Raw genomic sequence first — 21321 nt, 5'->3', positions numbered from 1 at the left:
GTATAAAATGACGAGGCTAAAAGACTAATGGGTAAATCTTGTACGATATTTCATACAAACACCAGAATGCCAACGTGATGAAGGGGATAGTTGTACGAAAAATCGTACAACTATCCCTATCCTGGATGGATTTATTTATTGTATGTGTTGCTGATCATTACTTCTTATTTCCGCAATCGTCAAGTAACTGATTTCACGCTGCCGAACATCCATCACGATCAGACCCCAACGACAAAAAAGCGCTGCAAGCAAGAAATCTTGCCTGCAGCGCCGAACCCGCACTTATGATTAACCTTTCACCGAGCCGGCCGTCATGCCCTTCATAATCTGCTCCTGGAAGATCAGATAGATGATAATCGTCGGTATGACAGCAATCGCCATAGCCGCCATGGTCAGCTTATAGTCCGTAGAGTAGCCTGTCGCGAACACGGATAGAGCCAGCGGCAGCGTCTTCAGCTCGGGGCTGTTGATGAACACGAGCGCGAATGCGAAGTCGTTCCAATACCGCAGGAACGCCAGTATGCCAATCGTCGAGAGCGCCGGAAGAGACAGCGGCAGCATCATGCGAAGGAAGATGCCCCAGTAGCCCGTGCCGTCGATCATGGCCGCTTCTTCAATCTCTTTCGGGAACGTGTTCATATACGCTACGCAGATAAAGATCGCCAGCGGAAGCTCGAACGCCGTATAAGGCAAGATCAGCGCGGCGTAAGAGTCCAGAATGTTCACCTTGTTCATCACGATAAACAAAGGAACGAGCGTGCTGTGAATCGGAATGAGCAAGCCGAGCATGAATACGCCCATTGTCAGCACTTTGCCCTTGAACTGGAAGCGGGACAAGACGTAAGCCGTTAACGCGCCCAGCAACAGTGTAATAACAAGCGCCAGCATCGTCACGATAAAGGAGTTCACGAACGCTGTCCCCATATCCGCCACTTCCCAAGCGCGCGTGAAGTTCTCCAGGCTCCATTTCGCAGGAAGACCGAACGGGCTTGCGTAAAATTCTTCATTTGTTTTGAATGCGCTGATGAACAACCAGATTAAGGGATAGAGCGTAACCAGCGCGTAAATGGTCAGACTGACGGCAGTAAGGCCATCCTTGCCTCTTCTCAGCCAGCTTTTGCCGGGATCGGCTGCAGCGGCAGGTTGCAAAGTTCCATTCGTTGTGGAAGCAGACATAAGAGATAACCTCCTCCGTTATTTTTTCGTCTTCATCAAATACTGGCTGCCCGCAATCATCACCAAGCTAATAATGATGATCAGCGTCGATACGGCACTACCGTAACCAAAGCGGTAAATGTTGAACGTATTATTGTACATATAGGTCGCCAGCAGCTCCGTCGAATTCGCAGGGCCGCCGCCCGTCATGACATAAATCAGGTCGAATGCCTTCAAGCTGCCCGCGATACAGAGCACAACGGCAACTTTAATCGTATCCCAGATCATCGGAAGCTTCACGTAGATCAGCTTGCGCCAGCCTACCGCGCCGTCAATGCCTGCCGCATCGTCAATCTCGCTCGGAATATTCTGCAGTGCCGCAATGAACAGGATCAGATACGGGCCGACATTCAGCCAGATAATCGGAACGAGAATGGCGTACATGGACACCTTCGGGTCTGTCAGCCACTGCTGCTTCCAGCTCTCCAGCCCCAGGTAGTCCAGCAGGAAGTTCAATACGCCGATCTGCGGATGGTAGATGTAGCCCCAGATGATGCCGACAACGACAGCCGACAGCACCATCGGCATGAAGACGGCAGATCGGATGAACCGTTGGAACCAGCCGTTCTTGAGCAGGAACAGCGCCAATATGAGCGCGATCGGAACCTGTCCGAATACGGATGCGGCTACGATCATCATGTTGTTTTTGAACGCGACCCAGAATAAACGGTCATTAATGGCTTCAATATAGTTGTCGAAGCCGATAAACTTCATCGCTCCGATGCCCTTCCATGAGAAGAAGCCGTAATAAGCGGACCATATAAGCGGAATGATGACAAAAAATGCGAATATGGCAAGTGAAGGAAGAAGTCCAACTGCAATAAATCCTCTGCTGCGCAATGACGGTGACATGAACATCCCTCCTGGCATGATAACTTTATAATTGCTCAGTCGTGTAATTTTGCTCTTGCTGGTCGCTGTCTGGCTAACGGATGCCACTAACGCTATTTGCGGATTATCTAGAAATTTGAAATGTAACGGTCATGAGTAGCGCTATTTCTCATGAATGGCCTTAACCTTGATGACGATGTCATATGATAAGCTCTGCTACGTCCGTTAAATTATCTTTCGTGCAGCTTCTGATCATATAAGCTCTCTCACAACCGTTACAACTCAAATCTTGGCCAGGAGGGATGCTCATGGATGCCCATGACGAGCGTATGAGCGTCCCCTCCCGCCAAGTACCGCTTACTGAGCCAGCGCCTTCGCTTGAGCGTCTTGAATCTTCTTCGCGATCGCTGCAGGATCGCCGCCCATCAGAAGCTCTTGCAGACCGTTGTTCACGGCGTCAGCTCCTGCGGAAGTCAGTACGCCGTCATATACCGGAGTCAGTTGTACGCTGTTTACCAGGTTGTATACTTCAGCGAAGATCGGCGTTACTTTGCTTGTATCAATTTCCAGATCGTAGCTGACCAGCTGGTTGCTCTCCAGCGTACGCTTCTGAGCCTCAGGACCGGACATGGCCAGGATCAGCTTGTGAGCCGCATCTTTCTTGCTTCCTGTAGCGTCTTTGCCAAGGCCGAGACCTACACCGACAACGCCGGCCAGAGCGTTCGCCTCGCCTTTGCCGCCTGGGATGGAAGGAAGAACGGTTGCGCCCATCTGTGCAATCGCTTCCTCGGAAGCATTAGCCGCCAGCTGCGTCAGCGCCCAGCCGCCGTCGATCATCATCGCGGATTGGCCTTGTGCGAACATCATTTCCATTTGCGTGTGGTCGATCGCGTTGAAGCCTTCCTGGAACGCGCCTGCGTCGCCCAGCTGCTTCATGTAGTTCAGCGCATCGACGAATTCAGGATCGGTGAAGGATGCGCCGTCTTGCTTCGAAGCTTTCAGGAACCACTCGGAGCCTGTTACACGGTCAGCCAAGGAGCTGAAGATGCTGGATTGCGCTACCCAAGCCGCTTTGTTGCCAAGCGCGATCGGTGTAATGTCTTTTGCTTTCAGCACTTCGATCGCATTCATCAGCTCGTCCCACGTCTTCGGAACGGAAAGTCCGTTGTCATCCAGAATCGATTTGTTATAGTAGAGGATGGAAGTCGGCGTCAAGCTCATAGGCGCGCTGTAGATGCTGTCGTCGATCGTAAAGCCGCCGAACGCGTTGTCGATGAAGCCGTCTGTCCACTCCTTGTTCGCATCAAGCAGATCGTTGACCGGCTGGATCAGTCCGCCGGAAGCGAATTCCTGCGTCATGGCGCCCGGCCACATGATGAATACGTCAGGCATTTCGTTAGCGGCAGCGACTGTTTTCAGACGCGTTTTGTAGCCGTCCGGCGGAATCGCTTGAATATCGAGCGTAATGTCCGGATTGGCCTTCTCGAATTCGGTAATGATCTCACGCATCGTCACAGCTCGCTGATCATCGCCTGTGAAGTTGTGCCAGAGCGAGATTTCAACCTTCTCCTCTTTTTTGCCTCCATCTGCCGGCTTATTGCCGTTCGCAGCGGAGCCGCCTTTGTTGTCGGAAGTGCCGCCGCATGCAGCCAGCGCAGCAGCCATCATGGTAACCGTAAGGAATACTGATAACGTTTTCTTCATGTCTTGTTTCCCCCTTCGCGTTATTTAATTCCAGTATAGTGAAACAGGACAATATGGGGCAGGGGACAAAGTTCGGAACAGGGGTAGGTTTTTTTCAGTTTAAGCTCATTGCCTCTACGTCACATCCCTATTCCCTCGCCCGGTATTCCGACGGGGTGTAGCCTGTATATCTCTTGAACAGCTGCCCAAAATACTTAATATCGCTATAGCCGACACTGACCGCAATCTCGCTCACCTTCACCGGCGATTCGTCCAGCAGCTGCTTCGCGCGCTCAATTCGGGCACGGGTGACGAATTCAATATACGTCTGTCCCGTCTCCCGCTTGAATACCTCGCTGAAGTGATTCGGCGTCAGATGCACATGCTTGGCGACCTGCTGCAGCGTCAAATCCTTGTCCAGATGGTCGTGAATGTAGGCGATGGCCTTGTGTATATAGGGCACTCCCTCGTGACCGGATGCGCTGCGATACAGCTTCATCAGTTCCTTCAGCTGCTCTAGCAGAATGCCCTTGCCTCTGTCCGCCACTTGTCCGAGCGGAATAAGCGGAACGCCTTGCGGCAGCTTGTCCGCATACGACGCGTCGCCGATCATCGCCAGCATCCGCTCGGCCCAGCGATGCGCGGAGAGCAAGATGGAGTGGATGAACGACTGCAGCGACTCCGGGGTGGATTGCTCGTCCATAATATGGGCGGACACCGCTTCCTCTGCCCATTGGGCAAGGGCCGTCTCGTCGCCTCCCTGCAACCGGGCCGTCAGCTCCTTCTCTTCCTCGCTCGTGCACATCGTAGGCCCACCCTTGCGAGCCTTCACTTCCCCGTATGTGATCAGATGACTGTGCGTCAGCATGCCGCGGAACAAGATCGCATATGCCGCCTGCTCATGGGAATCGTTCAGTCCGCTCCTGTCGGAGACGGCTCCTCCCGCTGCCGCGAACAATGTACACTTCAGCTTCCGCTCCACGGAGGACATATATCGGTCCAGCTGTCCCGTCAAAGCATCTCCATGCCGGTCTCGCAGCACAACCAGAATATCCTTCTCCCGCAGCATTACTTCTCCGTCCTCCATCAGCTCGTTAAGCATATTGTGCACAGCGAACAGCAGCAGCCGGTTATAGCCGTTCTCTTCCCCCCAGCCAGTGGCGTTAAGCAGCACGACCTGATAGCCTCCCGGCTCCAGCAGCCGCAGCTTGGGGAACAGCTTCACCGCCTGCTCCAGCGAGCGCTCCTCCCACCCGTTGCCCGTCACGAGCCGTTCCATCATCCGGTCGCGCAAGTCGTCGCGCCGCATCGATTCCCAGCGGGACACGATCCGGTGGCGGGCGCCGTTCACGGCACCAAGAATCTCCGGCGGGCGGCTCGTCTTCAGCAGGTAGTCGCTTACGCCTTCGCGAATGGCCTGCTGGGCATAGCTGAACTGATCGTAGCCTGTCAATATAATGACTTCGCTGTCCGGCAGCTGGCGCTTGATCTCTCCGGCCAGATCGAGGCCAGTCAGTCCGGTCATCTGAATGTCCGTCAGCACGATATCCGGCATCTCCTTGCCGATCCGGGCCAGCGCCTCCTCGGCAGAAGCAGCCGGCTCAAGCAGCTCGTAGCCGTAATCCTCCCACTGAATAACCGTGCTCAGCCCCGTTCGAATAATGACTTCATCGTCCACAATAAGCAGCTTCATGCTTATTCCTCCCCTTCTCCTGTCATCGGTATATAGAAGGTTACCCGGGTTCCCTCGTTCACAGCACTGGCAATCTGCAGCCCGGACAGACTGCCGTAATGCAGCAGCAACCGCTTGTTCACATTGCGCAATCCGTAACTTCCCTTCTCCAAGCGCACCTTCTCTTCTTTCATATCCTTCGCATCCTCCAGCCGAACTCTTAATTCGGCCAGCTTGTCCGCATCCATCCCTACTCCGGTATCTTCGACGCTGAACAGCATGCCGCCCGGCGTACTCTTCGCGCTCACATGGATCTCTCCCTTGCCCGGTCCCTTCTGAATGCCATGAATAAGCGCGTTCTCGATGAGCGGCTGCAGCAGCAGCTTCAGCATAATCTGCCCCTTCAGTGCCGGCTCAAGCTCCATATGGAGCGTGAACTTGTCCGGGAAGCGAATCGATTGGATGTTCCCGTAATGGTTGGCGTGTGCGAATTCCTGCTCTACCGTGCAGAATTCCTCTCCCTTATTCAAGCTGAATCTGAGGAAGTCGCTCAAGCTGCCGACCATCTCCGCGATCTTCTCTTCCCTGCTCATCAGCGCCATCCAGTGGATCGAGGACAACGTGTTGTACAGAAAGTGCGGATTAATCTGCGCCTGCAGCGCTTGCATATCCGCTTCCTTCTTGTTCACTTCCTCCTGCTTCACTTGATCGGTCAATAGCTCGATGCGATTGCTCAGCTTATTGTAGCTTCTGACGAGCTGGCCCACTTCATCCATCGTCTGAACAGGATACGTCTGCAGCGGCTCCTCCGGGTTGGAATGCTTCAGGAATTGGGCGAGCATGACAAGCGGATTCGTCACTTTCTGAACAAAATAAAGCACAAGCACAGCCACAAGCAGCACGGAGACCGCAATTACGACGACCATCAGCTGCAATACATAGCTGTTCTGATTCCGGTATTCCGAGAACGGCATCACGCCGGTCAGCGTCCATCCCATGTCGTCAATGGCGTCATACAGAATCGTTACCTTCCCGTCACGCTTGCCATAATTAAAGGTGCCTACCTGCCCTTCCAGTGCAACGCCCGGCATCAACTCCTCCAGATGCCTGCCAACAATGTCGGGATTGCTGCTGGAGAGCACCTTGCCGCTCTTGTTGGTCAGCATGACATAGCCCTCTCCGGGCATTTTCGTCTGTTTCAGCATTTTGGCAATTTCCCGCTCATCCAGACTGATGACCACAGTACCAAGCTGCTTGAAGCCGTATAAGTTATTGATCGGACGAATAAGCGAGATGACATCCTGAGGCCCGGAAGCCGTCTCCGTCCTGTATCTCTCCGTCCAGAATTTGCTGGTCGTCTGATGATTGTGGATTCGCTCGTCCAGCTCTACCGTCAGTCCCGTATCGAAGATCGTGGCATTGGACAACGGCGGATACGATGGCTGCAACGGGTAAATGGTAATATCGGAAATATAAGCTTTCGAGAATTCCAGATTAGACAAAAACTCAATCATTCTTGTTTGCACAATAGGATCGTCTCCCGTTGCGCTGAGGTATTGCTGCACGTCCTTCTGGCCGATCAGAAAGATCGATAAATTTTCAATATCCTTCACAATAAATTCCAGATTCGTGCTTACCTGCCGCAGCAGGCTCGTCCCCGCTTGCTTCGCCTTCTCTTCCGTCGTTGTAGCCGCCATATTGTAAGCGAACAGTCCCAGCGCAAGCAGAGGCACAAGCACGGATAACAGCAGCAATGTCGACAGCTTTCGTTTCAATGAACTGCTAATCCAGCGCATCAGCCCATCCCCTTCGTTCACGAGTGTATCCTGCTTCAATAACCATGCCACATTATACTATTTGCCACAACAGACGTACCATACTTTTTTTTAGCATAACAAAATTTTTGTTTGATTTTTCGCAAGCTCCGTAGTACCATGTGTTCATCAAGCGGTGCAAATGCAGGTCCGGGGGGATGAGATGGAATCGATAACGAAGGAATTGCCTCTGCTGACAGAGCTGGCCAAAGGGATTGCAGCCCAATTCGGCGACAATTGCGAGGTGGTCGTGCATGACTGGTCCAGACCTTACGACAGCACGATCGTGGTCATTGAGAACGGACAGGTAACGGGGCGCAAAGTAGGCGATCCCGGCACGAATCTGGGATTGGAGATTATGAGGGGAACGTCCGACGGAGACAACCGGCACAACTATATCACACAGACTGCCGACGGGCGTATTCTGCGCTCCACCTCCATCTATATGAAGAACGGCGCCGGGACCATCATCGGAGCCTTATGCATCAACTATGACATTACCGATCTGATGGTCGCGGAGAAAACGCTGCAATCGTTGACGGCAAGCGGACTTGCCCCGGTGCGGGAGTCGTTCGTCAGCAATGTGAACGAGCTGCTGGATACGTTGATCCAGGAAGCGCAGGAAGCAATCGGCAAGCCACCGGCACTTATGGGCAAGGAGGACAAAATACGGTTCATTCAGCTGCTGGATGTGAAGGGAGCGTTTCTGATCAAGAAGTCGGGGGAGCGCATCTGCAGTTACTTGGGCATATCGAAATATACGCTGTACAACTATTTGGAAGAGTCGAAATCATCAGAACAATAAGGAGGCGAAAGAAGATGAGTAGAGACTGGACGCTCGCGCAAGGTGTGGAGACGCCCTGCATCGTCATTAACAGCGATGCGGTCGACACCAACATAGCTCGCAAGGCGGCGGCCATCAATCGGCTCGGCGTCAGCCTGCGGCCGCACGCGAAGACGCATAAGCTGCCGGAGATGGCGAAGCGGCAGCTGACGGCCGGGGCAGCCGGCATAACCGTAGCGAAGCTGGGAGAAGCGGAAGTGCTGGCAGCCGCAGGCGTGAAAGATCTGTTCGTCGCATACCCCATCGTAGGCCAGCCGAAGCTGGAACGCGCCGTCAAGCTTGCGAAGTCGGGCGTGCGCCTGATTATAGGCGTAGACAGTCTTGCGGGGGCGGCGATGATCTCCCGCGCGGCGACTGCCGCAGGCTGCGTGCTGGAGGTGCGGCTGGAGATTGAATCCGGCCTGCAGCGCACGGGCGCAGATCCTGCAGCGGCTGTAGAGCTTGCGAAGGAGATTCAGGCGCTTGAAGGCGTGTCCCTGACCGGCATCTTCACCTATCGCGGCGCCATGCTGCAGGGCGAGCCTACGATGGACTTGCGCGCAGCCGGTCACGAGGAAGGGCGGTTGATGGTCCGAGTCGCCGGCGCGATGAGAGCTGCTGGGCTGGACATTCGTGATGTGAGCGTCGGCTCTTCGCCGACCGCTCTGTATGCCGCCGAGATCGATGGCATAACCGAGGTGCGTCCTGGCACCTATATTTATCAGGATCGGATGCAGGCGGCCTTCGGGCTGTGCTCCCTGGACGATTGCGCCGGCGCGGTATGGGCGACGGTCGTCAGCCGTCCCGCACCGGATCGGATCGTCATCGACGGCGGCAGCAAGACGTTCGCCACGGACGTGCAGCCGGACAAGGCGCCGCTTCATCTGAAGGGCTTCGGGCATATCGTCGGCGATGAGGAGGCGGTGTTCCTGCGAATGAACGAGGAGCACGGCGTCATCGCCGTAACGCCCGACAGCTTGTACGAAGTAGGCGACATGATCGCGATTATTCCGAATCATATATGCAGCACCGTGAATTTGCACAACTATGTCTACCTGCAGGATACGGACGGCGCCTTGACCAGAACGGCGGTAGCCGCACGCGGACTTCTAGTGTAGCGAACAAGAGAAGGGAGCTTGGCTGAACATGCTGGATCTCGTATTGAAAAACGGTAAAATCGTCGACGGCAGCGGCAATCCCTGGTATCGGGGCGATGTCGGCATCAAGGATGGCGTCATCGCGGCCGTCGGGCATATCGACCAAGAGGCGCATCGCGTAATCGACGTCGGCAAGCAGATCATCTCGCCCGGCTTCATCGACGGCCATTGCCACTCCGACCTGATGATTATCGATCACCCCCACAGCGAAGTGAAAATGCAGCAAGGCGTGACGACGGAAGTCGTCGGCAACTGCGGGCTCGCCCCCGCGCCGTTCATCCGCAGCAAGGCGGAGCTGCTGCAGACTTATGTGCAGCCGGTGCTGGGCAGCACCAGCTGGGAATGGCCGTGGGAGACGGTCGGGCAATATATGGATTTCGTCGCCCGTTCCAATCCATCGGAGCATATCGCCACCTATGTCGCGCATGGCGCGCTTCGCATTGCCGTCATGGGCTTCGAGAATCGCCCTGCCACAGCGGCTGAGATCGCACGGATGAAGGAGCTGCTGGAGGAAGGGATGCGGGCGGGCGCGATCGGCTTGTCGATCGGCTTGCTGTATGCGCCGGGCAGCTATACGTCCCGTGAGGAGCTGGCGGAGCTATGCAGCGTACTGCCGAAGTACGACGGCCTCCTGTCCACGCATATCCGCGGCGAGGGCAACAATCTGCTGCCTTCCGTCCAGGAAGTGATCTGGATCGCCGAGCAAGCCGGCATCTCGCTCCACATCAGCCATCTGAAGGCGGCCGGCCGCGCGAACTGGGGCAAGGTGATGGATGCGCTGGAGCTGGTGGAAGCCGCCCGCTCGCGCGGCATGGACGTCACTGTCGACGTCTATCCCTACAATGCAGGCTCGACGACGCTTACAACCGTGCTTCCGCCGTGGGTGCTGGAGGGCGGCATCGAGTCGACGCTCGCCGCCTTCCGCGATCCCGCTCTGCGCGTCCGCATCAAGGATGAGCTGAGCCGCGAGCAAGACGATTGGGACAATCTCGTCTGCTCCACCGGCTGGCAGAGCATTATCATCTCGGCGCTGCAGTCGCAGGCGAACAAGCATCTGGAAGGCAAGCATATCGCCGAGATTGCGGAGCTTCGCGACCAGCATCCCGTCGATTGCATGATGGATCTGCTGCTGGAGGAGAACGGCCAGATCGCGATCGTCTACTTCCATATGTCCGACGAGGACGTAAAGCAAGTGATCGCATACGAGAAGTCGCTGATCGCCTCCGACAGCCTGAACTGCGAGATCGGCAAGCCGCATCCCCGTACGTACGGCACCTTCCCGCGCGTCTTCGCCAAGTATGTGCGCCAGGACGGCGTGCTGTCGCTGGAGCAGGCGGTGCGCAAGCTGACTTCCTTCCCCGTGCAGCGCTTCAAGCTGGGCAAGCGCGGGTTGATCGTACCCGGCTACGCCGCCGACCTGACTGTATTCAGTATGGATACGATTCAGGATACGGCTACCTTCGCAGAGCCGCGCCAGTATCCGGACGGCTTCTCGATGACGCTTGTCGGCGGTCACATCACGATGGAGCACGGCCGGCATACGCACAAGCGCGAAGGCAGCCTCATCCGGGCGCATCGCTGCTGCTCGCATTAACGCAAGCAGCCTCATCCATCCTGTCACTGGGGACAGGGAACAACAATTCACTACAGATACCGAAGGAGAATGAACAACATGTCTAGAATCGAACAACGTCTGCAAGAGCTGGGTATTACGCTTCCGGAAACAACAGAACCGAAATTTTCCTACATTCCGGTCAATCAAACGGGCAACCTGATCTATACGTCCGGATTCGACTGCCGCATCGACGGCGTGCTGATGTACGAGGGCAAGATCGGCTCCGACCTGACGATCGAGCAGGGACAGGAAGCGGCGCGCCAGGTCGTCATCAACTTGCTGGCAGCGATGAAGGCGCATCTGGGCGATCTGGACCGCGTCGTGAAAATCGTCAAAATTCTGGCGTTCGTCAACAGCGCTCCGGGCTTCGGTGATCAGCCGTATGTCATTAACGGCGCCTCCGATCTGCTGATCGACGTATTCGGCGAGAACGGCAAGCATGCGCGCTCCGCGATCGGAACGAGTGATCTTCCGTTCCACACGCCCGTCGAGATTGAGCTGATTGCAGAAATCCGCAACTAATTCAGGCTTGTCAGGCACTTATTCCGCGGGCCCTCCGCTCGCAAAAACCCCCAAGCGCGCTTGCGCTTGGGGGTTTCCTGTTTTCTTCGACTCAGTAGAATCTAAACGAGCATGAAATGATCACGAGTAGAATAAAGAGTACCAGAATGGCTCCAACATTATTGTAAGCACCGCCGACTCCGCACGATGCGCCGCCGACCGGGTATTGTTGATTGGCCGCTCCTGCAACATTAGCTGCGTAATTCAAGTTTTTCAGCTCCTTTTTTAGTGAAGGTACAGTATCCTATGTCGATTCCGCTATAATGTATAGGCAATGCGGAAAATTGTGCGTTCGCCTTGCCCGCTTCAAAGCCGTCGGCAAGACGCGGCCCATACCTTAAGCATTACCGTTCATTACCGCATACCGCTGTGGGAGAGAAATCCCCAAGCGCCTATGCACTTGGGGAGGAGCTTCATCCTTATCCGCGTGAATCCGTGGAAGGTATAATCAGGCAATCATTGCTGTCACGCGCGCTGGAAGGCATGAACTAGTAAGAGCAGCATACGACGCGTATAATAATGACAAGAAGAATGAAGAGGACGAGGATGGCACCGACTGTATTGTAACCGCCTACTCCGGTCGAAGCGCCAGCAACTGGATAGTGCTGATTGGCACCGCCGGATACATTAGCTGCATAGTTCAAAGTGTTCAACTCCTTTTTGTTTAGGTACACTATACTATGTAGATTCTGGCGGAAAATATAGGCGCTTAGCATAATTGTGCATTCGCCTTGATGAACGGAATAGCACACGAACGGGACCGATCAATCCGCTTGGCTCGAGCGGCGCAAAACGGGAAAAGGGGTCAGGCTGCTCTCTTGCAAGCGTGTTCGTCACATCGATCGTTATTTTGTTCAACTCTCGAAGATCCATATCTCCGATAAAGAACCGGTAAGGGGGGCTAATTTTGATCCCTGCATCGGTTCCATTGATCCATACTTGAACCGTTTCATAAGCATGACCAAGATCCAGACAGAGGGGGATTCCCTCTTGCTTCCACTCGAATTGACCTTCGTATCGGAATGTCCCGGAGAAGGAAGGAAGCCGTTCCGGCCGGCTCAGATCCTCCAATACGTGAAGCTGATCCCATGGCTCGAAATGCGGATACGCCTCTGAACCCGCGATGGACACGTCCCACGGACCGGTTATCGGCATAAATGAATCCGGCTGCGCGGCAGTGAGGTTCGACCTGCTATCCGGCGAAATATCCTGCCCGATATCCCCTGCCAGGAGAATAGCAGACTCATATGGATGAAGTTCCAAAGGGAACGTTATCCCCTGTGCGGACGACACTGCTTCCGACGGTTCTAAATGGTTGGCAAAAGCATCGTACAGATACATCCGCTCCTCCAAAGCTATCCGAACATTCACATGCATTCGCTCGTAGGGATGCTCATTAAAAAACATATACACATTCATATTGTCATGTTCATAATGATAGTAGCGCAAATACGGCGCATACTCCTCCACTTCGATATCATGGATACCCATTGCCCTCAGTCGGACCGTCAATTCGGTCAAGGGAACCGTGTCGATATGATCCTGTCCGGCAAGCCTTGCGAGCAAAGCCGACGCGTCATCGCCGTCGCTGGAACGATGCGGCAGCCCGTCGATGAACAGCACCGGCAAGCCTTGCGCCGCATATTCGATGACGGCCTCCAACAGCCGGATGGGCAGCGCCTCGCTGTAAGGCAAGACGAGACAATCGAACGTCTCCATATTCACATGAAGCTTGCCTTCATGGACGGATGCCATCCTGACAACCATATCCGGCGATACGACGTCGCAATCGATTTGTCCTCGCAACAATTCCTTAACCGGGCGATGGAAGAGCATGCAATTCCCCGACCATTCGGCTTCCGCATGATACAGCACCGCCACCGGCGCAATATGGCGTCCTCCGCTCAGCAGGTGACACATCCTGTTCGTATAGCGGTTCAACTCACGATAATAGCGATACTGCGGGTTCTTCCCTCCCGCATACAGATGAGGCGGGCAATCCGGATCGGGATATTCCTTCAGAGAGAACGAATGGGGCATGAAGTAGTTAACCCCTCGGACCAGCATATGATCCGTCAGCCACTTCATCAGCTTCAGTCCTTCGGACCAGCCATAAGCTCCGAACACTTCCGCCAGCGTACGTCCTTGTTTTTGGGGATCGAGATGGCCGAGAGAGGAACCGAGCTTGGCAAGCCCGTAATGGAAAAACTCGCTGTCGGTCTCGCCTGCAATCCAGGTCAGAGGCGTCTCGTCAAAGCCCGGAACGATCTGCCGGAGAACAACATCGATGCCGGACATGTCTTGTCCCCACATCGCTCGGAAGAAATGTCCAGGTCCGGGACCGAGCCGCGCATGCACGTTGTTATCCTCGATGACATGACCGATGTACTCTACGCCGCGGCTGCGGCACCAATCGCCGATCTGATCGGTGAAATGCCTCGCATACAGCTTGGTTGCTTCATCCATAAAGGCATACCGCACAGGCCAAGCTGCCGCACCGCATTCCTGCCAAAGCAACGGCAAGAATAAAACGAATTCAGTTCCCCATCTTTCCTTCAGGATCGTCTCCAACTCCGCGTTCCAGGGCAGCACCATATTCTTTTTGCCGATTTTCGCTTCGAAAGAAGCCTCTTTATCGTTGTTGAATCCCGGCTCATCCGAGAAAAAGCCGGCGAACGCATGACCGAAATCTTGCTTGTAGCGCTCATAAAAAGGCTCATATACCGTATCTATCAGCACACGCACCGATTCCGGAACGATCGGATTTAAATAGTCCTTCTCGTGCTCGCTTCCGCCGGTCGGCGTCTCGGAGAAGAAGAAGATTCTCCATAAGCCTTCGGGAATATTCCAATAGACCGTGTCTGCTCTGATGAAGCCGCTCAAGTCAATTCCGCTGCCCGCGATCAATTCGCCAGAGCCGGAGCGCCGCTTGTAAGCCGCCGCTCCGATCAGACGATTGCCTCGTTCGTCCGCCGTCTGCCAGCCGACAATAGGCGCCTTTACCGGGATGGAGGCATGCTGCAGCGGGCCGACAACATCGATATGATGCTCTTTGATGAATAGCCGCCTCAGCTCCCTTGGAGCATGCTTTAATGCCCCTGCCGCGTGTCCGGTCGGGAAGTGGTCGTCGTCGAACACCCAGATTTTCAAGCCCCGCCTTCTGGCTTCATCCATGATTACATCCATATCGCGCCACCAGGACGGCCCCATGAAATCGGGATGAGGCCGGGATTCAACGCACAACGCTTTAATTCCCGACTCGTCGATCCGCGCCATTTCCTCACGAATGACAGCTTCTTCTTCCCCATGCAGCCAGAATAACGGAATAATGTAGTTGGCTTCTTTACCGGTAATGACATCGCTTAGCCGATTATGCATCATTCATATCTCCCAACCATCCTTATTCAGTAGGGTTATTCCTCTAATTTCGTTATTTTTGCGAATTTGTACACATTGGCTGTATTGTTCACCACGGTTCCGCCGGCTGCAATACCCCCGACGCGGTTGAAGGTGCCCGTCGCTATATTGACGAGCAGAATATCATATTCCCAGCTTCCTCCGACCGGAAGCGCAACAGATTCGGACAGCCCCTTGTTCACCCATTGAACGTTTCCGACCTCCCCTGCAGCCGTTGTCGCCAGCGGCTGCAAGGCCATATGAAAGTTCCGTCCGTCGTCCGTAAACCCGATCAGTTTCGGGTGGGTCGGCAATGCTTCGTTATCGTAGGTGCCGTTTCCATAAAAATAATTTTTTCTGATTTTGTGCGTGGCATCTTCATAGACGACGGTATTATAGATCGAGCAGTCGTAGAAGGCCATGCCGGAAGGAAAGTTATCATTCGACGTCGCATCAAAAATGATTCCGTTGCTGGAGGAATCGTAACATGCAAAGTGGCAGCGATAGAACGAATTGGAATCCACGAATTTAAACCAGGCGCACACGGAGTTTTTGGATTCAACGGTGTCGAATCTGCAGTTGCGCCAAGACGTAATCCAGGTATCATTCTGTACTGCATAATTGCCATCCATGTATAAGCAGATGGAATTGTCCTGAATTGACGCGACGTTCACATTATCGAATTCATTAAAGATATTATAATTGCCCACAGGCGCGTCGCCGCCCATAATAAACAGTCCGATATCGGTATAGTGCACTATTTTGACATTGCGCATCTGTGTGCCGCTGACGGCAGTAAGCTTGATTCCCACAACCGCATTAAATAAGCATCTGATGTGAATATTTTCAATATGCACATCGGATATCCGGCCTCTCACGTCGATTGCCGCCGGCATAGACGCGTTGCACACGAAGACCGTCGGCCTCAGGTCGGGATTGTCAACGCCGAAGGAGGCGCCTTCGCCGACAAGCTTAATACCGTTGGTGGTGGAGAAATTCGTTCCTCCGTCCCCGTTCCCCACGTTAATTGTTGACGTTATGGAATAGATGCCGCCCGGGAAGTACACGGTTCCGCCTCTTGCCGGCAGGCTGTCTATCGCCAGTTGAATGGCCGCCGTGTCGTCGTTCGCGCCGTCCCCTTTCGCCCCGAACCATTTCACATTGTAGTCTCTGTCGGTTAACGTTCTTCTCCATCTTCCCGTGCCTGGAAGGGTATCCGGTATAATCACCGTACCTTTATTGTCCGCTTCCGTCGCGCCGCTGTCCCAATAGAAGAGGCCTCCTCCTCCATCGTTCACCGTGTAATAGCCGGCCAGAGATACAACGATGTTTTGCGTCGGTACGCCGAAAGCTTTCAAGTCCGCCATAGAAGTTGCATAATAGAGTAGACTAGGATTCATTTGTTCTTCCTCCAATTCATTGGCAGCATGCTTGTGCTGCCTCTATTATTTCCCCTTCGCTTGCTGCTCGCTCCTATCAACCGTCATTCGCCTGCATTTCCGGTAATCGTTCGGCGAGATGCCTTCCGATTTTTTGAATAGCCGCAAAAAGGTCGATCTGCTGTAAATGCCTACGGATTCCGAAATCTCGCTGACAGGCAGGTCTGACTGCTCCAGAAGCTCCTTCGCTTTCCCGATTCGCTTCGAATGAATGTAATCCATGAGGCCCGTCCCTGTCTTTTCCTTGAACGCACGCGACACATATTTAGGAGAAACTTTCAGATGAAGCGATATTTTCTCCAAATAAAGCTCCTCCTTATAATTCTCTTCAATGTAGTTCATAATCGATGAGACAAGGGCTGCCGATTCCACCGCTTTGCGGCGGTTGGCCGCGATTTCGTTCAGTCTGCGGTAAAACCGCAGCACCAGCTCTTTCTTCTCCTCCTTCCCTGTCGTTAGTTCTCCGGCATCGATTAACCGGCCGTGTTCCTCTTCGGTCAGTATGCAATCGAATTTTAACTCGAATTGATTCAAGTATTTCAACCCGGATTTGTATATTTCCGTTACAAGCATGTGGAATCCGTACAGAGAGACATTTTTCTGCTCGTTCTCTTTCAGTATGTTTTCGATACTTTCCCGCAGCGCTTCGAAATCTCCCAGTTGCAATCCGTTTATCAATTTGTTTTCGTCGGTGTAGGTGTAATCATAATCGGATGAGGAATGACTGTCCCCGGCTTCGATGATTTGGAAGTCGACGGCAGGATGTCTATCCTGAAGGGCGGACATGCTCTCTCTGTACGAAGCGAGAATACGATCGCTACCGGAATGGAACTGGCCAAGCCCGACGGTAATTTGGCAATACAAGGCGTCATAGCTGAATGCCCGCATGAAGGATTCGATTGCTTTCCTTATGCTTGAACTCCCGGATGGGTCGTCATCGGCGTTGAAGACGCACACATACAAGTTCTCCTTGCCGGTATGCACATAGCAGCTCGCATGCTTATTCATCAGCGCCCAGATCAGCTTTTTCATTTTGCTTAGAACCATCAGCCGATCCGCCTCGGGCAGCTCTCGATAAAAGACGGGTTTGAAATCAAATAGAATCGAACAGCACTGGTGGCCGCTTTTTTTGAACCCCAGCACTTCTGTAAAGACTTCCTCCCGTTCCTTCTCGGAGCTTTCGTTCCCTCTGAACAATCCGCTGATGAAGTGATCTGCGAGTTCGGTCGACCGGATATTCAACTTGGTTTGAAACGTCTGATTGGTTTCGATAAGCTTATGAATCCCTCTGCCGATCAGCGCGAATTCATTCGGCCGCCCATCCTGGCGATCGCTTTGTTGAACGTCCTCATCCTCCCTCATCAGAATTTCCCGTATGTTCCGTATCGGATTGTACAGCCTGAAGGTAAACAGAAACGATAAGAGAAAGCCGACGACAACCAGAATGGCGCAGATCCCGATGATCAGATTCAGAATACCTCTGGCTTGACTGTAAAATTCGCCAATGGGGGTCATCGCGTAATAATTCCAGCCGAACACATCGGATTTCGCCCAGGAAACCGAATAGCGGGTGCCGCCAATCATCATGCTCGCCTTACCGGAATGCTGTTCCTCCAGAAGCGCTTGCAGCCTGGCGAGCTCATGCTCATTGAATGCCGGAAATTCATTCGTAAAGACCATCTCGCCGTCGGCTCCGGTCACGATATAACGGGTAGAATCGAATATCGCGTTGCCCGTAACCGTGAGCTTCAACATGTTCACGGATACATTGGCGACCAGTGCGGCATGATAGCCTTTAATTAGATGACGGGTCACCATCGGCAGCACCGTCTTCCGATGAAGGCTCGTCGTGACAACGGTTGGCTTCATCATTTCGAACAACTGGTCCGATTGAAGCATCTCCTCCCAATAAGACGGAGGATAGGCTTCGTATTGATTGAACTTATTGAAAAACAGTTGGAAATCGTCTATCCCTTGCGCGCTATACACTTTGTCCGCATCGATATAGACGATTACGTTCTCCACCAGATCGGAAATAATCGACTGTGTGCTGCCAAGACTCGCCAGCAAATTAACGAGATCGGCTCTATCGTCTGTCGTATAATCCTTATCCGGCTTCAGTAAATTGCCTACGACGGTATCTTTGTAGAAACTGAGGCTTGTTCCCTGAACGGTTCTCAAATAGATGTCTACCGTCCTGGCGGAAGACTGCAAATTCAAGGTAATCTTCTCGGCGTTGTCCTCTTCGATGTTGCTCAGGAAATGAACATACGTAAATGCGCCGACGATAAGGACCGGAATCAGGAGAGATAAAAAACTAAGCAATATTTTGTAAAACAACCGATTCAGTTTCGGAAGCCTCATCTTCTTCATCGTGTTCCTCCCCCCCGAATCCATTTTTTCAAATCGTCTCAATAGCGGTGCGCATAACGGCAATTCTTTCCTTGCAAATCGAGAATACGACGTATAAGTACCCGTCATGAACGAGAGAGTGGGGATAGCCGTAATCTCCGCCTTTATACGATCCCGGGAACTTGGCGGTGAAGCTTTCGTTGCCAAGAATAAAGTGCCGATCGAAGCGAATCCCGTCTTCGGACAAGGACAAGACCAACGGATTACGCTTCCATCTCGGCTGCGGGTCCGGACATCCTACGTAATAATAACGGCCGTCCGACAATCGTCCGACATGGAATTTCGAAGCGTTATCCGTAAACAACGTTTCTTTCGGCGAAGTCCATGTTGCTCCGTCGTCGATGCTTTCCGTCACCCACAAATGCTCCGTATTGCTTCTTAACAGCATCCGAATTCTGCCGTCGTCCGTCTCGTACCACGAGCCCTCGCACAGAACCGTCGGCCAGCCCATATGTTCTTTCACTCTCCATAAAGCTTCGGAGTCGTCCCATACCTCACTCTCCAGCGCCGGATCGTAGATGCCCGACTTCCTCCACCCTCCCGTACCCGACATATCATCCGAATAAGGGAACATCATATTGCCGCTTATAATAAGCCTGCCGGTTGATGTTCGAGCCGGACCGTGATTGGGTACGATCGGCAAATCCAGATCAACAGGATCGCTCCAGCATTCGCCGTCCGATGTCGTAACGGCGCGCAAGCAAGTATCCATATGGCCTTTGTCTTCCATCTTCCGCACGCCGCTTACAATCTGCTCCGATTGATATTCGTATTGTCCGAAATAGGCCACCAGCGAATCGTCGTTCGGATAGAAGCCGGCTGCGGTTAGCACTAATTCGGAATGCTTGCCCTGAAGGGAACCGACCAGAGCCTTCGGTTCCGTCCAGTGATGGAAGTCTTCTGAGCTGGAGATCATCACTCTTTGTCCGAGATCGTCTTCATGGACCCGGCCGCTTGACCAAATCGCATACAGCCTGTTTTTGAAATAGACGATATGGGGGTGATGAGCATATGTCCAGTCCGCTGCGCAGCGCGGCACAAAGATGTGGCTAATTTCCACCTGCAAATGCGGTCTTTTGATACGCCTATCATATCCGTTCGTAATCGGCGATTTCATGGCTTTGCTCTACTTCCCGACTCGTGCCAATGCGTCGTTATGAATTTTTTCGAGCTCCGGTATTCCATTCTTCTCCAGTTCCTCGGCAAACTGGTCAAATTCGCTGAGCGGCCTCGTCCCCATAATAAAGTTGAGCACATCCTGCTCCAGCGGAACGTATTTGGTTGCAAGCTGTTTCAGCCTTTCGTTTTCTTCCTTGGTCAAGCTTGGCCCTACGCCGGGAATGACATAAGCTCCCGGATCCCCTTTCAACTGCTCGCTCCATGCAAGCGTTTCCGGATTGGAAGTCTGCATCAAAGCTCTTTCGTCGACAAGCGGCGAGATGGCAAGCAATCCGCCTCCAATATCCGACAGCATCGACCGGGCCGGATCCGGAGCGGTTTTGTACTTATCGATAACCTCGTCGAGAAATACGGGTTGATCATCTACGAGCTCATAGGTTTCTCCCAATATTCCGAAGTTGGAGGCGACAGCGCCTTCCGGGCTGTATAACCAGTCATACATCTTGATGACGGCTTCCGGATCCTTCACTTTGGAACTGATGGCATAGCTTTGCGTAATCCATCCTCTAGGATACAACCAGCCTCTGCTGTTGCCTTCATTGTTGGACAAATAAGGAATAAGGTTGAATTCGGCTTCCGGATCGTCTTTCCGCAACGTGTCGTTAAAGTTGGCGGCAAACGTATCGTTGTCGTAGTAGAAAAACGACTTGCCCGAGCTCAGCTTCTCAACCCAGCTTTCATGTGTATTGACAGCAAAATCGGGATCGAGCAGCTTCTCGGTATACAGTTTGTTCAGATAGGTAAGCACTTCTTTGAACTTGGGCTTGCTTGTTCCGTATACATAAGACCCCCCGTTCAGATCGGGATCATAATACAAGCCGAAGCCGCTGCCCATTCCGAAAGCGACGGCATCCATAAAGGAATGAAGTCCCCTTGTTGTCCAGGGAATGGAATCCGGATCGTATTCTTTCAACTTTTTCAATACCGTATACAGCTCGTCGAATGATCGAGGCGCTTCCAAATTCAATTTCTTTAACAGATCGGTTCGAATCATCGGCGCTTTGGCGGCCTGTAAGTTATGTTGAACCGACAGAGGAAATCCGTACATTTTTCCGTCCACATACAATCTCTTTATTTCGGGATTATCTTCAAGCGTTTTTTTGAAGTTCGGCATTTGATCCAAGTAATCCGATATGGGCAAGAAAATGCTTGTGCCCGCAAATTCGTTAATTTCGTTTTGCTCCACCAGCATGACATCCGGCATGTTGTTCGTCGCCATCAATATCCGCTTTTTGTCGGTCCAATTGGACGCCGGGACGCCTTCAACCTGCAGCTTTACGCCTGTCTTATCAAGTATCTCTCTCAGCACGGGCGTATCCGTCTTTAATGCTTGCGACTGATGCTCGACTCTCATCAGCTTTACGGCAACTTCCTTCGCTCCGCCTTTGCCCTCTTCGCCGATAGACGGCTTATTGCCCGAATTGCCGATACTGCATCCTGCGAACACAATCATAACGCACAACAGAATACTGCACCCTACGATCTCTTTTTTAAACATGATAGGAAGGACCTCCCGAATATTTA

The 21321-nt window shown here is 53.1% G+C and carries 16 protein-coding genes; 4 read left to right on the top strand and 12 right to left on the bottom strand.

Annotated features, from left to right (window positions below):
• Positions 1-288: 288 nt before the first annotated feature.
• The 5 genes from M6D81_RS22375 to M6D81_RS22355 all read right to left on the bottom strand — a co-directional run bounded on the left by M6D81_RS22375 (position 289) and on the right by M6D81_RS22355 (position 7236).
• Positions 289-1176, bottom strand: coding sequence for a carbohydrate ABC transporter permease (locus M6D81_RS22375; protein ID WP_262679297.1), 888 nt, complete (start codon positions 1174-1176; stop codon positions 289-291).
• Between the two features lie 18 nt (positions 1177-1194).
• A complete protein-coding gene (locus M6D81_RS22370; protein ID WP_262679295.1) occupies positions 1195-2067 on the bottom strand; it encodes a carbohydrate ABC transporter permease in 873 nt (290 codons plus the stop codon).
• A 336-nt stretch (positions 2068-2403) separates the two neighbouring features.
• Positions 2404-3750: an extracellular solute-binding protein gene (locus M6D81_RS22365; RefSeq protein WP_262679293.1), complete on the bottom strand. Its 1347-nt coding sequence runs from the start codon at positions 3748-3750 to the stop codon at positions 2404-2406.
• Positions 3751-3877: 127 nt separating this feature from the next.
• Entirely contained in the window at positions 3878-5422 is a 1545-nt protein-coding gene (locus M6D81_RS22360; RefSeq protein WP_262679291.1) for a response regulator, read from the bottom strand.
• 2 nt (positions 5423-5424) lie between these two features.
• On the bottom strand, positions 5425-7236 hold the full coding sequence (locus M6D81_RS22355; RefSeq protein ID WP_262679289.1) for a cache domain-containing sensor histidine kinase: 1812 nt from the start codon (positions 7234-7236) through the stop codon (positions 5425-5427).
• Positions 7237-7378: 142 nt separating this feature from the next.
• Here M6D81_RS22355 and M6D81_RS22350 point away from each other — a divergent pair, with 142 nt between their 5' ends.
• The 4 genes from M6D81_RS22350 (at position 7379) to M6D81_RS22335 (ending at position 11332) form a co-directional block, all read left to right on the top strand.
• Positions 7379-8020, top strand: a complete 642-nt coding sequence (locus M6D81_RS22350) for a helix-turn-helix transcriptional regulator (protein ID WP_262679287.1) — start codon at positions 7379-7381, stop codon at positions 8018-8020.
• Positions 8021-8034: 14 nt separating this feature from the next.
• On the top strand, positions 8035-9156 hold the full coding sequence (locus M6D81_RS22345; protein ID WP_262679285.1) for an alanine racemase: 1122 nt from the start codon (positions 8035-8037) through the stop codon (positions 9154-9156).
• 28 nt (positions 9157-9184) lie between these two features.
• Positions 9185-10789, top strand: a complete 1605-nt coding sequence (locus tag M6D81_RS22340; protein WP_262679284.1) for an N-acyl-D-amino-acid deacylase family protein — start codon at positions 9185-9187, stop codon at positions 10787-10789.
• Between the two features lie 78 nt (positions 10790-10867).
• On the top strand, positions 10868-11332 hold the full coding sequence (locus M6D81_RS22335; protein WP_262679283.1) for a RidA family protein: 465 nt from the start codon (positions 10868-10870) through the stop codon (positions 11330-11332).
• 91 nt (positions 11333-11423) lie between these two features.
• Here the strand turns inward: M6D81_RS22335 and M6D81_RS22330 are convergent, their stop codons facing one another.
• From M6D81_RS22330 to M6D81_RS22300, 7 genes are all read right to left on the bottom strand, one after another.
• Complete coding sequence (locus M6D81_RS22330; protein ID WP_262679281.1) at positions 11424-11579, bottom strand: hypothetical protein; 156 nt, start codon at positions 11577-11579, stop codon at positions 11424-11426.
• 280 nt (positions 11580-11859) lie between these two features.
• Entirely contained in the window at positions 11860-12015 is a 156-nt protein-coding gene (locus M6D81_RS22325; RefSeq protein WP_262679279.1) for a hypothetical protein, read from the bottom strand.
• Positions 12016-12049: 34 nt separating this feature from the next.
• A complete protein-coding gene (locus tag M6D81_RS22320; RefSeq protein WP_317259158.1) occupies positions 12050-14752 on the bottom strand; it encodes a glycosyl hydrolase in 2703 nt (900 codons plus the stop codon).
• A gap of 32 nt (positions 14753-14784) precedes the next feature.
• Positions 14785-16167: a glycoside hydrolase family 55 protein gene (locus M6D81_RS22315; RefSeq protein WP_262679278.1), complete on the bottom strand. Its 1383-nt coding sequence runs from the start codon at positions 16165-16167 to the stop codon at positions 14785-14787.
• A gap of 45 nt (positions 16168-16212) precedes the next feature.
• Positions 16213-18579 carry a helix-turn-helix domain-containing protein gene (locus tag M6D81_RS22310; protein ID WP_262679277.1) on the bottom strand — a complete coding sequence of 789 codons (2367 nt, stop codon included), beginning with the start codon at positions 18577-18579 and terminating at the stop codon, positions 16213-16215.
• Between the two features lie 28 nt (positions 18580-18607).
• Positions 18608-19735 carry an exo-alpha-sialidase gene (locus M6D81_RS22305; protein WP_262679276.1) on the bottom strand — a complete coding sequence of 376 codons (1128 nt, stop codon included), beginning with the start codon at positions 19733-19735 and terminating at the stop codon, positions 18608-18610.
• Between the two features lie 9 nt (positions 19736-19744).
• Positions 19745-21295, bottom strand: a complete 1551-nt coding sequence (locus M6D81_RS22300; RefSeq protein WP_262679275.1) for an extracellular solute-binding protein — start codon at positions 21293-21295, stop codon at positions 19745-19747.
• Positions 21296-21321 lie beyond the last annotated feature (26 nt).

Source organism: Paenibacillus sp. J5C2022, assembly GCF_025567625.1.
Taxonomy (GTDB): Bacteria; Bacillota; Bacilli; order Paenibacillales; family Paenibacillaceae; genus Pristimantibacillus.
Note: the sequence above shows the minus strand (reverse complement) of the source record. Positions and strands in the feature narration are given on the sequence as shown.